Consider the following 14,438-nt stretch of genomic DNA (forward strand, 5'->3'; position numbering starts at 1 on the left):
AGCGAATTCATGCGTAAATTAGTTGTGGTTCATTATGTAATGGACCAATTCAGCAAACAGGCGGTGAATACGAATGCAATGGATGCGTTCCTTAATGGGTATGGCCAATAACCGGAGAACGATCATGTCATTGTTGGCATTGGGTGCAGCAGGCGCCACTGCCGTTAGCCTCACGCGTCGGCGCAGAAATAACGGGAATGCCTGGCGTCAAATGATGCAGCCGATTCGTAAAATGTTCTAATGTCTGCTGAATTTGGGTACGGCAAACAGCCGGGTGTCAAGCGACATCCGGCTGTTTTATTTTTAGCCCCAACTTCCACAACCAAGTTTTTATGGATTTATTTTACAGGGATGATTCCACTTGTTCTAGGAACATTATACTAAAAAACAGGTGGTGGACCCGAACTATGCCTCTTTCTCCACGGTTATATCACTGGTTTGTCCGTCCGCGGTGGCTAGTAAATATATCCATGATCATATAAATAACCATTTCCAATTAGATGATAAAATGGTCCTCGATTTTGGCGCGGGGACTGGAGCCAATTGTTGTATTTGCAAACCCGATTATTACTTGGGAATCGAACCTGATGCTAGGAGAGTTGGACTTGCCCAACGACTTTATCCGAACCATCGCTTTATGATATTTGACGAAAAACAAATTCCGGCTCCCGATGCCTCAATAGACTATATCTTTGTAATAGCGGTTCTTCATCACCTGGACGATAGCCAGATTAAGAATTATCTGTTGGAATTTGAAAGGGTGCTGAAGCCGGGCGGAAAAATCATTGCTATCGAGCCATGCCTGTGGGATCATACGCCATTTCAGAATCGCTTTATGAACTGGTACGATGACGGGAAGTATATCCGAAAAGAAGAAGGGTACTTGAACTTCTTCCACGAAGGGCAGTATCACTGCCAGGTATTGAAAAAGTTTACGAAGTGCTTTGTCTATAATGAGATCCTTTTTTCTGCTCAGCGCGATGACGGAACCTACGCTGTTCCTTCACAGATTTGACAATTAAGCAGCTATACGGATTGCATTAAGATGCTGCGCATATGACGGACATTAAACAGCCAGGCACGCCCTTCACTTCAGAGGTCCAGAGACTGATCGAACCGTACTTCTTTGACCTCGAATCGCAGCCAGGGAAAAGGCCCTGTTCGCAAGTTCCAGCTAACCTCGCCTTGCGTTGGAATGAGGATGCCTGCGAACTGCTTGTATGCATCCATACGAACCGACCATTCCTCCAGGGTGCAGGGCCCTCCTCCCGCGTCTTTATATCGCTGCGCTACAAAACGAACGGGCAGGCCCGTGTTTTGAAATTCAAAGATGCCGGATGCGGTTATCCCTCCATAGGAGATAATCGCTCGCGCCGCGTTGTCATCAAGCGCTTCCCAAGTGATATGCGGCGACAATGCCGCTGGCGGGTACCAGACGATCTCGGCCAGATATCGTACCAGCGATCCCTGATTAATCTCAGGGCCATAAGCGTGCCCCACCTTAAACACGCCCATAAGCTTGACGAGCATATCGGCTTGACCCTTCCAATACAAGTCTCTGCCGTAGATCGGTATGCCCGGAGCCGCTTGAATTATCGCCATCCAGATGAAAGAAGGCATATGGGGCAAGGAATGCTGCTTCGCACGGAACGGCATCCACTTGCCTTCAGGCTTAGTGCGCAGCATTCCTTCCTGGCTAATCGTCACTGAGCCTATACGCACCTTTCTCTCCATGAAACGAGTATGGCGCAGCCATCTGGATACGGGCTGCGGCAGCTGCCGCAGCTGTTCTTCGCTGACCTGGGTAACCTCTTCACAGAAAATGTCCTGCGCGAGCCTGGCGGTTTCCTCTTTCATTCGTCTCTGAAAAGAACGGTAGCTGGCTGCCGCAGCCAGGATCACGGCTAGAATAGCTATCCCCGTGAAGATAGTAATGATAAGCATATACATATTCCCCCATACCCTTTTTTTGGCTGCTCCATGCCGCTTGCGGTTTCTAATTCGGCCTGCGCTTGCAACTTCCTGCCAATGGCAGTCTCAAATTCGGCCTATGCTTGCAACTTCCTGCCAATGGCAGTCTCAAATTTTTTCGATGCTTCCCGAATACTTGATACTTGCCTCCTTCTGCCGAATTAATGCACCTGATGCCTGCGAAAAGCTATCCGTGCAAGCGGTAGCGGACACCATACAGCCGCCAGATAAACGATCCCGATCATGACCGGCAGCGTGTACAGCCCCCCAAAGACAGGATAAACCTCATAAACGCCGTGTACCTGTAGCGTATCCATCGCTTTCGCCGGCAGCAGGGCCAATCCTTCATTCCACAAGGCGCTGCTCTTGCTCGAAGGCAAAAATAATGGCACAAATAACAGCAGAGCACCCGTTATTATCGTCGCAAAGGACGTCTTCAGGCTAGATGATAGAGCGAGCGTGATGGACATGATCGCAAGAACGATTGCATACCCTAATCCCACCCCCAGCAAATACGTTTCCAAAAGAGTAAGGTCATGCGGCGCGGTCAGCAAGATCATCTGCAAGCTCGCGTCCCAGCCGGTCATCCCGTAGCAAATGAGCATGACAGCTGTATAAAGAGATATGGATAAGGCATACAGCAATGTTGCTGCTAGGAAGCTGGCTGCGATTTTGGCCGTGATGGCCTTTCCTTTGCCGTGCCTGGTCGTCAGAACAATGGCATCCATACCGCTTTGGTACTCCGATGCGAAGACGGGAGCCACACTAATACATACTGCGAAGGCAATCACGAGAATGACAGTAAACAGCCCTCGCAGCAGACGTTCCCAGCCATCCGAATAAGCAAATTGAAAAGGAACCGAAATCTGCCCGTATCGGTCAAGCCAGAATGCCTTTTCTTGTTCGGAAAAGCTCCCGTAAGTATAGTCCATGTCCAGGATAGCCCGCACCTTTTCACGATGCTGTTCATAAAATTGCCCGGCATCGGAAGCCTCCAAGGCACGCATCATCCTGTAGTCATAGGTGCCCGGTGGAGAATAGGTGCGAATCAGCAGCGCTTCTATCTCCCGGTTAGGCTGAATATGGCGTCCATACGCTTCATTTGTCAATTCCTGAAGCTCTGCTGACAGGTTCGCGGAGTCGGCATAGGTTCGTCTGCTGTTTTCAATAACAGCGGCCAGCTTCTCTGCAGTTAGTTCACCTTCCCAACGGCCGGTATGTTCTTTGGCTAATGAAATAGCCGCAAACCCTGTCACGTCAGCGCCATGCTCATCCACCCGGCTTTCACCGGTCACAAAGCCAACGGCCATAATCGCGATGTACAGCAGTATGCCGGCAAAGGCAGCTGCGGCTGAGACTCGTTTCCCCATCTTGATCAGTTCAAATCGGACCAGCATCCACATTCTTTGGCTCCCCCCATTTAGTTAATGATGGCACAGGCGGTACCCGCCGCATGGTGCTCATGCTCATCGCTAAAGCAATAGAGATACAAATCCTCCAGCGTTGCCTCTACGGAAAAGGCATCCGCCGCAGGCCGATCTTCTGAAATGATGCGCAGCTCCACTTCGTGCTGCTCATGCCTGACGTTGCCGATCGTATAACGCCTCTCAAAGTCAGGAACGTCTTCCGGCTTGACACGGCAAATCCAGACGCAGCCATCGGCGTGAGCGGTCAGCTCCTTAACAGTTCCCTGCATGAGCAGCTGCCCCTTTTTCATGAGCAATATCTGCCCGGCAATGGACTCCACATCGGAGACAATATGAGTAGACAAAATGACGATTTTATCCGCTGACAAGTGCGAGATAATATTGCGAAAACGCACGCGTTCCTTCGGATCCAGCCCGGCGGTCGGCTCGTCCAGAATCAGAATGCAGGGATCGTTGATGACCGCCTGGGCTATGCCCAAACGCTGCTTCATCCCTCCGGAGAAAGTGCGTATTTTCTTGCGAGCAGCTGCACTTAAGTCCACGAGCTCCAGCAATTCATGCGATTTGGCTCGCGCTTGCTGCTTATCGAGCCCTTTTAAGGCAGCGATATAATGCAAATATTGTTCAGCTGTAAAATCCGGGTAATAACCGAAATCTTGCGGCAGGTACCCCAGTAAATCACGATAAGCTTCACCCAGGCTCAGAATACTCCGTCCATTCCACTGCACGTCACCGGAAGTCGGGTACAAGATGCCGCAGAGCATGCGCATCAGCGTAGTTTTTCCGGCTCCGTTAGCGCCCAGCAGCCCGTAAATCCCCGGAGACAACGAAGCCGACAGGCGGTCCACAGCAATTTTGTGGCCAAATTGTTTCGTCAGTCGATCTATTTTTAACAACAATGAAATCTGCCCCTTTCTATACGATGGTTAAATCCAGTGCCGTTGTTTTGCATTTGCGGATAAGCTTGCGGAACTCCCAAGTCACTCCTGCCAGGGACACGATGAAGGCCAGAGCCCAGACGCCCGATGATGCTGCGGCATACATATCCGGAAACCAATACGACATAAGGCCAGCCGACAGGGACATGCCTCCTCCCCATAGGAAACAGTAATGGCGGCCTTCGCGGCTTGGCCAGCGATTGATGATCCACAGGCAGCCAGAGCAAGCCGCTAGAAAGGGAACTCCTGCATATAAGACCAGCTGATTCAGCGGAACCGCGAATGAAGCCGCCGCTGGACTTGCGATCAGCAAGGTCAAGGCACAAAGGCTGGCCAGACCGAGCATACCGGCGCGGGCAAGCATCAACTGTTCAAGCGAATAACGGGTGGAACGCTCGATTTCTGCAGTGCGGTATACAAAAGAACGTGTCAGCTCGAACATGGCAGCCAGCACAAGCAGCGGAGCCGCTGCCGAACACAGCACAAGCGCTTCCTCGAGCATGTCTTCCCCTGCTAATCTCCATAACGCCCCCCAGCTTCCTGCAACAACGGCCAATTGCACCCCCCATATCCGCTTGCGGATAAAGGTGAACTGTGTCCAGACAAACGTCCAGAAGGAGATGCGGCGCTGACGATAACGAAGCTGGTGCCTGACATAGTCCACCGTGTGCCGCACAGCATCCGGATCATGCGAAGCAGGCAGCTTAAGCAGCGTCTGCAAACGTTTTTCCAATTCATCTTTCATTCATTTGGCCCCCCCTTCATTTGACTCCTTAGTGCTGTCAGGGCACCCTTGAGTCGATACTGGACAGTGAATCGGGTCGTCTGTGTAATTTGTGCAATCTCACTTAACTTCAAGTCGTGGCCATAGCGCAAAATAACCGCTTCGCGCTGATGATCCGGCAAGCGCTCAACCAGATCACGCAGCCAGAGCTGATCGTCATCCAGCCCTTGATGGCTCAAGGGCAATGGATCGAATGCGTGATCCGGCTCCGCCAACAAATAAGCTGGCTTGCGCTTGTGCCAGTCCGCACAAAGATTGCGCGCAATCGTGTATAAATAAGCCCGCAGCTTCCCCTGACTGGTGTAACGGGAGAGGGCCGCAATAAACCGCAAAAAGGTTTCCTGAGTAATATCGCGCGCTGTTTCCCTATCCCTCACTTTCCAGCAACAGAACCGGTAAATCGCTTCATAATGCTCCTGAATCAGCTGGGTTAACGCCTGCTCATCCCCATCGCGGGCAGCTTGAATAAGCGCATCCGTCACAGCCTCACCTGCCTTCCTATCTTGTATAACTTGTCTGGCTTGCAAAAAGTGCAACGGCTGCCAACATTTTTGGATCACATCGTTAATACCTAAAACAGCTTTGGCCTGCGTCCTGTAGCTCCAATAGATTTGGAGTCACAACTCGCAGGCCAATTCATGAGTAGTCAAACAACACCATATTGCCGATACAAGCTTGAGAGCCCAGCCGCTTATTTGCCCTTTCTGGAAAACTGCCTGTAAATCAAGTACGGGACAGGAGTCAGCAGCAAAATAAAATACTTGCTTGCATACCATCCCGCCTCCCCCTTGTAATCAAAGTGAAACGGGATTTGACTTGGCAGAAAGAACGTGGCGGCTGCCAGTACGAGAAACGTCCCCAGCAGCAAACCAAGCGATAGTTTCGTTTGCTTATTCATGATTTCCCCTCCTCGATAAAATCTATCTTCTGCTGACAATGACGCTCTTGACGCCGAGAAACGATAATAATCCCCAAAACAGCCCCAGCTGCCAGCAGCGAGATGGACACTGCAATGCTGATCAAAATAAGCGGCTCCTTCCAATTGTGGGAAAAAGCAAACGCTAAAAAGCGGTAATAGCCCCACAGTATCGCCGCATTCAACAGAATCGCCAGGATGACGTTCTTATTTTGCTTGACCGCTTCGGAGCGGTTCACCCAGTCCAGCTTTGGATGAAGGACATCCAGCAGCACTCCCAGGGCCGACCAGGCGAGGCAGAATAACAATCCGATTGTAAAAATGACGAGTACTTGTTGGAGCGGATAGCCGAAGTAGAGCAGGAAAATAAAGCTGTTAAGCAGCAGTCCAATCCCGCTCGTGAATGCGGCAAAGGCCGCCTTGATCAAGATTTGCTACCAGTAGGGGAGTGGAATGAGCTGGCATAACCAATAATGACGGCCTTCCCTCGATACGCTGCTGGAGGCGACCACGTTGATTCCGGAAGTAACAACTATGATCGCCAGAGCCACAATAGTTGCCATAAAAGCATACTGTTCCTGAGAAGCGATGCGCCGGATCGCATCCAGTTCGCCTCCCATGCTGCTCATTTGAAAAGACAGAGGCAGCAAAAGCGGGGGCAGGACAGCACCGAACATTCCATTCAGGACGTAAACTGGCTCGCGGAAAAAAAGTCGCCATTCTTTCTGAAAGTAGCTGAAGAATCGGTGTCTGCCAGTAAACGTTGCATCCGGCAAACGGGCCGCATGCGACTGGCGTCCGGCAGCGCTGGACAGCGTTAGACCCGAAGGGAATAAGCGGCGTGCCAGCAGCCAAAACAAATACAGCGCAGCCCCGGATAATCCGAGGTACAGGAAAAGCAGCAGCCCGTACTCCGGTGCTTCAAGCCGGCTCCATGCGATGAGACGGTCTCCGATTCCCGCGGCCCCCAGAAAGCGGCCGGTTATGAAACCTGCAGTCAGGAGCAGCAGCAGATGCCCAATCGCCGCGATCAAGCCCGGACTCTTTTTCCATATATCAGACAGCTTCAGCGCCAGCAGGGCAATCGTGCCGAGCAAGGTCAGCGGCATAAGCGGACTGGCGGCAACGATCATGAGGGCCGCTGCTGCATACCCTAGTGAAGCGTGATCGATTCCGTAAAGGATAAGGGGAGGAACCAATAATATTAGAGCCAATACGTATCCTGACAGGATGACGACCAGCAATTTGCTTAGCAGCAGCACTTCGGATTTAAGCGGTAAATAGAGCAGAGCGGAGCTGTCCTTTGAAAAGCAAAACAGATGCAGCACAAAAAAGGAGCCCGTCAGCAAGAGAAAGGAATGGAAGATCCACAGAACCGAGAGCAGAAAGCCTGTATCCATCCCTGCATGCTGAAAATACAAATACCACTTGTTCATGATCCCCACATAGTAGGACATTAAGAACACGCCAACGGATGCAACGGTAATCAAGAGGACTAGCGTATCCATAGTCAACCGTTCCTTGTTCAGCTTGTGCCGGAAGCGCAGAAAGCTGAAGTTGACGAATACAATCACCTTCATCAACCTTTGAATTTGATCAAGAATGCTTATGCTTGACCACCTCCAGATAAAGCTCTTCCAGCGGCCTCGCTCCATCCTCGCCAGCCTCGTGCTTTAAGGCGGCCATGTGCCTGCACTGTCCCTGATGAATAATGGCAATCGTATCGCATAGCTGCTCACAGATTTCTAGAATATGAGATGAAAATAAGACAGCATGCCCCTTTTCCTGATGTGCCCGCATCCGCTTCTTTAATACATAAGAAGCCTCAACATCCAGACCGGTCATCGGCTCATCCAGGATCCACAGGAGCGGGTCATGAACAAGGGAAGCCATAATCGAAAATTTTTGCCGCGTCCCATGCGAGTAGCTTTTGATCGGGCGCTTCAAATAGGCTTGCACCTGGAACTCTTCAATGAACGGGTCATAGACGGCAGCCCTTTGTGCTGCACTGACCTCGTACATATCGGCCATGAAGTTGAGATACTCCAGCCCGGTCAAGCTGTCGTAGATGGAGTGGCTGTCCGAGACGTAGCCCACGCGCTGTTTGTAAACGATAGGGTTATCTGCCAACGAGAGGCCCTGAATGGAGATTGCTCCCTGCTCTGCTTTCAACAAGCCCAGAATTAGTTGAATCGTGGTTGTTTTTCCCGCTCCATTAGGTCCCAGCAAGCCGCAAATACTCCCGGCAGCTACTTCAAAGGACAGGTGGTCGATGGTCGGTTTCGCCTGCCGGTCATACCGAAAAACGACATCGTTTACCTTAAGCACCTAACTTCACCGCCTTTCAGGGATGCTATCTTCTCTCATGAATGGTACCGCCTCTGAATAAATGATTCGCGTCCACGGATGGTACCTTCTCTCATGAATGATACCGCTGCTCATGAAGCGCGATACCTCTAGTGAACAGTATCGTCTCTAATATTTAAGTTGTGGAGCGTAGCTCCATCTTCATGATGTTCGAGATCAAATGATCGATATGGACGGCGAAGTGCTGCAGTTCATCGCCTGAGAAGCCGGCAAACAAATCGTTTAAAAAGGCAAGCTCCCGGTCCCCCCTCGCGGCAAAGTATTCTTGACACTTCCGGGTCAGGCCGATTCTTTTGATCCGGCGATCGGACTCATCAATGGAGATGTGAACGAATCCTTTCTTCTCGAGGCTCCTGACCATTTGCATAACATTTTGATGAGAGACTCCAACGATGCTGGCAATGTCTTTTACCGAGAGCATGCCCGGGTAACTTTTGACAATAACAGCAATCAGCAGCCATTGCTTAACCGTCACGTCCGGGTCAAGCCGATCTCCCAATACTTGCAGCCGATTCGCGATTATAAAAAGCGATGCGAAAATCTTCCCCTTATGTTCATCCACAGCCATCACCCCTGCGTCCCCTCACCTATTTGCGACCTTCCGCCAGGAACCTTTCTCTCTAGCTATAAACCTTATTTCAGGAATAATCCTTCTTTCAGGAATAATCCTTCGATAATTAGGTAATATATTACCTATTTAACATGATCATCGTCCCCTCGTCAAGGTCTCCTCGAAGGAACTAAACATTTGTAAAGTCCGACACTTTCAGAACGGGCCTCCGAATCACATTTTTCACGACAAAACCCACCTTTGGGTTTCATTCAACCCTTAAGGCGGGGTAAAAGTTGACACATTTAAGACGGTCGGTTTAATTAAATGCTTCCTTCTTACTTTTAAATAAAATACTATCCAATGAATATCGCTTACTTCCAGTTAGCAATAAATAAGCAGAGATTGCGAGCAATGCAAGATCGTAAGCGTAACCCCCAATAAACCCAGCTGCCAACTGAACTTTTAAAATCGCTCCCAACAGCAACAAAACAAATAGTCCTCCAAAGACACGAGTTCCCAGTCCAAGTATTAATGCAGCACCCCCAACCACTTCGAGACCTGCAACTATATAAGCTAAAAATCCAGGCAATCCAATACTGGCAAACCATCCAGCGATATTTTCAATACCACCTAAAAATTTATCAGAACCATGCCCTATAAAGATTACTCCTAATACAACCCGTAATAATAAGGTACCTATAGCTTCTTTGTTTGCCACTCCTATTCCTCCTAAAGTAATTATATAGCGAAAAAATATTCTTATAAGGAAACACTAAAACAAAAAAATAAAAACTCGTAATTTTCCTTATAAGAAAATTTGTTTTTTATAAAATAACAAAAGAAGTTGTGGCTTGTCAATGATATTTGCTAAAATACATTTATGTTTCCTAATTGAAGCGGCATGCAGAGGTGATTAAGCTGGATATAGGGACTAAAATACGTGCGATCAGACATAGAAGAAAGTTGACTATTGCGCAAATGTGCGAAGCCACAGGGCTTTCAAAAGGATTTATAAGCAACATCGAAAACAACAATACGTCACCTTCAATTCATACACTCAGTACCATTGCGGAGTTTCTGAAGGTGCCTTTACCTTACTTGCTGCTGGAAAAAAAACAACACATGCGGGTCGTGCGAAAAAATGCAAGAAGAACCTCATCTTTTAAACAATTATCAATCGAGCATTTAACCTCAAAAGGACCCTTACGAATGATGATCGTTGAATCTCCAGCCGGTGCTTCTATTGGAGAAGATGAGCCCCATGCGCATGAAGGGGAAGAATGTCATTTAGTCCTCCAAGGCAAAGTGCTGGCTAAGCAAGGAGAAGACTCTTTAATTGCAGAAGAAGGCGATTGTTTTACCTGGAATGCTAGTGTTCCACATACCGTAAAAAACATTGGAGATACCAAATCCGTAATCTTAATTGCCATTTATTCCGATACAAAAATGGATGACCTGCTATAAGCATTGCCAGCTAAAAGATATAAATAAACCCTATTGCTAAAAAGCAGAAGGCAGATAGTAAAGACATAACAAAAGTAAGCGAACCCATAGTCAACATTTATTATTTGGAGGTCAATGAAATGAAAGTAGCCGCTATTGTAGGGAGTATTCGTAAGGAATCCTATAATTTAAAACTAGCCAAGCATGTTCAGAAACGTTATGCCGATCAATTTGAGGTAGAAATTCTAGATTTAGCTCCCCTCCCTATGTACAACCAGGACATGGAATTATCCGCCCCTCAAGAAGTGCTTGATTTCAAAGCGAAAGTAAAGGAAGCAGATGCCGTTCTTTGGGTAACACCAGAATATAATGGATCAATTCCGGGTGTGTTAGGCAATGCGATTGACTGGTTAAGCCGCGTAGATAAAGTTATGAATGGAAAACCATCGATTATTATGGGCTCTTCCATGGGTGTATTAGGTTCGGTAAAAGCGCAGATGCATTTACGGGATATTTTATTTGCGATTGGATTAAATTCTCCGGTTCTCGGTGGAAATGAAGTTTATGTTGGGGCCGTGCATGAGAAATTCGATGAGGAAGGCAACTTGACAGACGAATCAACCGTTGCCTTCATTGATGGGGTCATTGCAAATTTCCAAGAATGGATGAAACGATTCGTATAAACTGACAGGTCTTCGGAGCTGTCCGAAAAGCAGCAGTTCAGCCTGATAACTAGAATAAGCAGCCCCCAAGCAGCGGGGCCCGAGGCGAATTGTATGCGGAAACCGTCATGTCTTCTCCAGTTCTGGCACAACTCCAGCATGAAAATAGCCAAGATTGGCGCGATCGCGGGGCCCGCGGGGTTCGCGGGGTTCGCGGGCTTGTTGCCTTGCATTTTGTACGAAATGTCGTACAAATTCATGCGGTTGAAGTGCGAATACCGGAGATTTGTATGAAACGTCGTACAAATGCAGGGGATTGAAGGGCAATTACCCAAGATTTGTATGACAAATCGTACAAATACAGGGATTGAAGGGCCATTGCCCGAGATTTGTATGACAAATCGTACAAATGCCAACAAATGCAGGGGTTTAAGGAGCTGCAGCGGGGCCCGAGGTGAATTGGTGCTGTCCAGAAACCAGTTTACACTAACTTCCTGGACAGCCCTTTTCTGCTGAGCGTTACTTTTCCCCTAGGACGCTCCGAAAGCGGCTGAATATGGGCCTCCTATCCAGGGATGTACAAGCTTTACCATCCCTTTGCATTAGTTGGAGCAACGTCGTGTTCACAGAAACAATGGATGGAATATGAACTGAAGTCGTCACTTCTTCGGGGTTTGCTTACCCGCAGCCCTTCAAGTCTCAGATCTAATAGATGACAGGTCTTTGATCAAATAGATGATTAGTTCATCGTCTACCATTACGGATCGGCCTGGTTCTACTTGAACATTTTTATATGTCATCCCATTGCCATCCATCACATATCCGCGAGAGGTATACATTTTCTGAGCATTCCCATAATCCTTATAAAGTCCTACTCCAACGCCGATATATCTAGAAGATGCAGAAACAATCGCTTCCAGTTCATCAAATATTGTGCTGGCGACCCTCTTTCTTCGAAACTCAGGAAATACGTTCAAATCATTAATTTCCGGTATCTTTTGATCTCGAAAAAATGAATAGTCTGATTGGAAAAGTAAATGACAGCAACCCGCAAGTTCTTTTTCGTAGTATGTCAATAATGTTATTCTGCTTGCTGCCAGGTTCTCATCCAGACACTTTCTAAAATACTCCCCTTGCCTGTACCATCTAAATTGTTCAGAAAACTTATGATCTAGTAAATCGGCTTCTTCCATAACCGTCAGTCTTTTTATGGTTATTGCCCCCATTACTTCCTCCTGTTATCTCTTGATTTGCTTAGTTAACGTTAACGTTCTACGTATGTCTACGTATGTCTACGTATCCCCGAAGCGCCTATGTTCTATGGACTGATGTGATAGGTAACAGCATAAGAATAGTTCGTTTCTCCCATTTGCATAACAGTTAACTTTTTCGATCAAATGCTTCCCGGTAAAATTCCCTTAGCTCCGCTGAGTTATCTTTCCATTCGACTGGATCTCCGTTGACTAGCTGTTGAAGAACATCCAGACATCTATGCCATCCTGCAGCGGTATACATTGCCATTTCTTTATCGTCAAAAATGTGGGTGAAGGCCATTTGGCATCCTTCATCCTTTTCCTGCAATGAGATTTGTATCCAATCATCAATTTCACGGAATTCAAAGGTATGGGGTGCTATTAATGCAGTTATGATCCCTTCATATGTCGACCCTTCACCGTCATCGAAGGCAATCTTACCTCCTGTTTTGAGGTCCATCTCCCCCGTTGCGAAAGGGTACCATTGGGAGAAGCAGCCAGGATTCGTAATGACACGGAAAACATCTTCGGGTTTGTAAGAGAAAAAGCGTTCAAACCTTAGAGCATAACGACCATTTGACTCATGCAATGTTCCCAATTGATTCATCGTATCATCCTCCATTACTTTTATATCTTCAAAGTCTTAAATTGTATCTTTAATTTCTAATAACAGCTGCTCGGCAATACTGTTTTCTAAAATAATAATACACATAACCTTCCCATGAAAAAATACGGTTTATTACAATGAGCACAGTAATTGATTAGTCCTTCGTCTTTAATATCTTTTTTTATTAATTCTCTACCACAGACCGGGCAATAACTATAGTTCATCAGGCTGCCTCCATAAATACCGAAAAATACAATAGGTTACCCTCGAGTGCCAAAAGCATAAAAAGTTTATGGGCACATCTTCATTTATTTCTTCACTTGAATGGCAGATAACATCGAACCGAGACAATTATTTGCCGATTCGTAGACATGGTTAGACGACGTTTCTTCCTCCATCATTCCACTTTCGTGCATGATTCATGATTTGTTGAATTACATCCGACTTCTCCTCAGAGTACTTCAATAACGTGTTATATCCTTTTGTTATCGCTATTTCTTTGATTTTCGAATATTCTTTTGCCTCTTCGGGGTGACTTCGCAGGTAATCCCTAAACAATAAATTATCTTTCCAAATCGTTGAACCCCACTCCGCAAATACCAGAGATAATCTCTTTTTTTCCTCTTCATATTTTTCTTTCCATTCCACTGACCAGGTACTAAGGTGGACCGGTTCATCAATCTTCATAGAATCACTTCCAGCATAGTTTTATAAGAAGTTTTATAAGAAGTTTTATAAGAAGTTTTATAAGAAGTTCCGTCTAACGGTCTTAGGCGGAGCTTGTGTTGGCTAGCTTCTTCTATGATTATTCATCCGCCAGCCTAGGAGTATTAACCTCGGAGAGGGATTACGGTGTTATCTGACAGTCCCCCTTTCTTCGAGTTACATTCCTTTTCTTGCAATGGTTATAAAGGATTCCACTACTTCATATCTTGACAATCTAATAACGGTTTCTATTTCATGATTTGCATTCTGTGCCCATTGTTCGAATAAGTCAATGGGATAATTTTTTTCAAAATCCATGTAGAAAAACTGACCGCCAGGCTTCAACAGTTTGAAGCAAGTTTCTAGTGTTCTGTTATACTGGCCGATTTCCCTTACCGTTGAACCGATAATGGTTACTATATCAAAAGAATTCGCATTTAATGAGGTCTCCAGTATGTTCTCACATAAAACTTTTGAAGGATTAGGATGGGATTCTATCTTCTGCCTGTATTGAAACAGCTCACAAGTATGGTTATCAATGTCTACACTGGTTATATTCCCCCGCCCAGTGAGTATATAACCCAAGTAATCATCCCACTCCCCAGTGCCAATTCCAATGTTACAGACATTTAACCTGGAATGAAGATAGATGAGTTCTCTTATGTGGTGTCTTACTTCAAGTTCTATGTACAGGTTTTCCGGCGATAAATTCCAGGGTCCTGCTTCTGATGATCTAAGATTTAGATAAAATTGAAGTAATTTCTCATCATTCACGATTATTCCTTCCTTCTAGTGTTATTGGAGTATGTACC

The 14,438-nt window shown here is 46.9% G+C and carries 19 protein-coding genes; 4 read left to right on the plus strand and 15 right to left on the minus strand.

Annotated elements, in window-relative coordinates:
* Positions 1 to 73: 73 nt before the first annotated feature.
* Both PSHG_RS30660 and PSHG_RS28025 read left to right on the plus strand, forming a co-directional pair.
* Positions 74 to 241 carry a hypothetical protein gene (locus tag PSHG_RS30660; protein WP_157213466.1) on the plus strand — a complete coding sequence of 56 codons (168 nt, stop codon included), beginning with the start codon at positions 74 to 76 and terminating at the stop codon, positions 239 to 241.
* A gap of 210 nt (positions 242 to 451) precedes the next feature.
* Complete coding sequence (locus PSHG_RS28025; RefSeq protein ID WP_148497762.1) at positions 452 to 1,015, plus strand: class I SAM-dependent methyltransferase; 564 nt, start codon at positions 452 to 454, stop codon at positions 1,013 to 1,015.
* A 77-nt stretch (positions 1,016 to 1,092) separates the two neighbouring features.
* Here PSHG_RS28025 and PSHG_RS17510 read toward each other — a convergent pair whose 3' ends face one another.
* The 11 genes from PSHG_RS17510 to PSHG_RS17560 form a co-directional block, all read right to left on the minus strand.
* Positions 1,093 to 1,944 (minus strand): DUF6544 family protein, encoded by an 852-nt coding sequence (locus PSHG_RS17510; protein WP_010275402.1) that lies wholly within the window; start codon positions 1,942 to 1,944, stop codon positions 1,093 to 1,095.
* 188 nt (positions 1,945 to 2,132) lie between these two features.
* Entirely contained in the window at positions 2,133 to 3,374 is a 1,242-nt protein-coding gene (locus PSHG_RS17515; RefSeq protein ID WP_010275405.1) for an ABC transporter permease, read from the minus strand.
* A gap of 17 nt (positions 3,375 to 3,391) precedes the next feature.
* Complete coding sequence (locus PSHG_RS17520; RefSeq protein ID WP_010275406.1) at positions 3,392 to 4,297, minus strand: ABC transporter ATP-binding protein; 906 nt, start codon at positions 4,295 to 4,297, stop codon at positions 3,392 to 3,394.
* Positions 4,298 to 4,313: 16 nt separating this feature from the next.
* Positions 4,314 to 5,081 (minus strand): hypothetical protein, encoded by a 768-nt coding sequence (locus PSHG_RS29490; RefSeq protein ID WP_010275409.1) that lies wholly within the window; start codon positions 5,079 to 5,081, stop codon positions 4,314 to 4,316.
* Positions 5,078 to 5,602 (minus strand): RNA polymerase sigma factor, encoded by a 525-nt coding sequence (locus PSHG_RS17530; RefSeq protein ID WP_010275413.1) that lies wholly within the window; start codon positions 5,600 to 5,602, stop codon positions 5,078 to 5,080. Before PSHG_RS17530 ends, PSHG_RS29490 begins: the two co-directional genes overlap by 4 nt.
* 209 nt (positions 5,603 to 5,811) lie before the next feature.
* Complete coding sequence (locus tag PSHG_RS17535) at positions 5,812 to 6,018, minus strand: DUF1648 domain-containing protein (protein WP_010275417.1); 207 nt, start codon at positions 6,016 to 6,018, stop codon at positions 5,812 to 5,814.
* Complete coding sequence (locus tag PSHG_RS17540) at positions 6,015 to 6,464, minus strand: hypothetical protein (protein ID WP_010275421.1); 450 nt, start codon at positions 6,462 to 6,464, stop codon at positions 6,015 to 6,017. Before PSHG_RS17540 ends, PSHG_RS17535 begins: the two co-directional genes overlap by 4 nt.
* A gap of 6 nt (positions 6,465 to 6,470) precedes the next feature.
* Positions 6,471 to 7,691 carry a hypothetical protein gene (locus PSHG_RS17545; protein WP_162137294.1) on the minus strand — a complete coding sequence of 407 codons (1,221 nt, stop codon included), beginning with the start codon at positions 7,689 to 7,691 and terminating at the stop codon, positions 6,471 to 6,473.
* Complete coding sequence (locus tag PSHG_RS17550) at positions 7,633 to 8,364, minus strand: ABC transporter ATP-binding protein (RefSeq protein WP_010275429.1); 732 nt, start codon at positions 8,362 to 8,364, stop codon at positions 7,633 to 7,635. The genes PSHG_RS17545 and PSHG_RS17550 overlap by 59 nt, the downstream gene beginning before the upstream one ends.
* 154 nt (positions 8,365 to 8,518) lie before the next feature.
* Positions 8,519 to 8,971 carry a MarR family winged helix-turn-helix transcriptional regulator gene (locus PSHG_RS28035; RefSeq protein ID WP_010275433.1) on the minus strand — a complete coding sequence of 151 codons (453 nt, stop codon included), beginning with the start codon at positions 8,969 to 8,971 and terminating at the stop codon, positions 8,519 to 8,521.
* Positions 8,972 to 9,272: 301 nt separating this feature from the next.
* A complete protein-coding gene (locus PSHG_RS17560; protein WP_010275437.1) occupies positions 9,273 to 9,674 on the minus strand; it encodes a DoxX family protein in 402 nt (133 codons plus the stop codon).
* 200 nt (positions 9,675 to 9,874) lie between these two features.
* Between PSHG_RS17560 and PSHG_RS17565 the strand changes: the two genes are divergently transcribed.
* Positions 9,875 to 10,420: a helix-turn-helix domain-containing protein gene (locus PSHG_RS17565; RefSeq protein ID WP_026021446.1), complete on the plus strand. Its 546-nt coding sequence runs from the start codon at positions 9,875 to 9,877 to the stop codon at positions 10,418 to 10,420.
* Positions 10,421 to 10,539: 119 nt separating this feature from the next.
* Complete coding sequence (locus PSHG_RS17570; RefSeq protein WP_010275441.1) at positions 10,540 to 11,082, plus strand: NADPH-dependent FMN reductase; 543 nt, start codon at positions 10,540 to 10,542, stop codon at positions 11,080 to 11,082.
* Positions 11,083 to 11,753: 671 nt separating this feature from the next.
* Here PSHG_RS17570 and PSHG_RS17575 read toward each other — a convergent pair.
* The 4 genes from PSHG_RS17575 to PSHG_RS17590 form a co-directional block, all read right to left on the minus strand.
* Positions 11,754 to 12,287 (minus strand): GNAT family N-acetyltransferase, encoded by a 534-nt coding sequence (locus PSHG_RS17575; protein WP_010275444.1) that lies wholly within the window; start codon positions 12,285 to 12,287, stop codon positions 11,754 to 11,756.
* 154 nt (positions 12,288 to 12,441) lie between these two features.
* Positions 12,442 to 12,921 (minus strand): SRPBCC family protein, encoded by a 480-nt coding sequence (locus tag PSHG_RS17580; protein WP_010275448.1) that lies wholly within the window; start codon positions 12,919 to 12,921, stop codon positions 12,442 to 12,444.
* A 375-nt stretch (positions 12,922 to 13,296) separates the two neighbouring features.
* Positions 13,297 to 13,608, minus strand: coding sequence for a GrpB family protein (locus PSHG_RS28040; RefSeq protein WP_010275452.1), 312 nt, complete (start codon positions 13,606 to 13,608; stop codon positions 13,297 to 13,299).
* 195 nt (positions 13,609 to 13,803) lie between these two features.
* Positions 13,804 to 14,400: a class I SAM-dependent methyltransferase gene (locus PSHG_RS17590; RefSeq protein WP_010275456.1), complete on the minus strand. Its 597-nt coding sequence runs from the start codon at positions 14,398 to 14,400 to the stop codon at positions 13,804 to 13,806.
* Positions 14,401 to 14,438 lie beyond the last annotated feature (38 nt).

Origin of the sequence: Paenibacillus senegalensis JC66 (assembly GCF_000285515.1) — a bacterium.
Lineage (GTDB): Bacteria > Bacillota > Bacilli > Paenibacillales > NBRC-103111 > Paenibacillus_L > Paenibacillus_L senegalensis.

Coding starts and splice junctions, on each gene's coding strand:
- PSHG_RS17570 (WP_010275441.1), top strand. CDS start 10,540: ATGAAAGTAGCCGCTATTGTAGGGAGTATTCGTAAGGAATCCTATAAT.
- PSHG_RS28035 (WP_010275433.1), bottom strand. CDS start 8,971: ATGGCTGTGGATGAACATAAGGGGAAGATTTTCGCATCGCTTTTTATA.
- PSHG_RS28040 (WP_010275452.1), bottom strand. CDS start 13,608: ATGAAGATTGATGAACCGGTCCACCTTAGTACCTGGTCAGTGGAATGG.
- PSHG_RS29490 (WP_010275409.1), bottom strand. CDS start 5,081: ATGAAAGATGAATTGGAAAAACGTTTGCAGACGCTGCTTAAGCTGCCT.
- PSHG_RS17535 (WP_010275417.1), bottom strand. CDS start 6,018: ATGAATAAGCAAACGAAACTATCGCTTGGTTTGCTGCTGGGGACGTTT.
- PSHG_RS17580 (WP_010275448.1), bottom strand. CDS start 12,921: ATGAATCAATTGGGAACATTGCATGAGTCAAATGGTCGTTATGCTCTA.
- PSHG_RS17575 (WP_010275444.1), bottom strand. CDS start 12,287: ATGGGGGCAATAACCATAAAAAGACTGACGGTTATGGAAGAAGCCGAT.
- PSHG_RS17510 (WP_010275402.1), bottom strand. CDS start 1,944: ATGCTTATCATTACTATCTTCACGGGGATAGCTATTCTAGCCGTGATC.
- PSHG_RS17515 (WP_010275405.1), bottom strand. CDS start 3,374: ATGTGGATGCTGGTCCGATTTGAACTGATCAAGATGGGGAAACGAGTC.
- PSHG_RS17545 (WP_162137294.1), bottom strand. CDS start 7,691: ATGGAGCGAGGCCGCTGGAAGAGCTTTATCTGGAGGTGGTCAAGCATA.
- PSHG_RS30660 (WP_157213466.1), top strand. CDS start 74: ATGCAATGGATGCGTTCCTTAATGGGTATGGCCAATAACCGGAGAACG.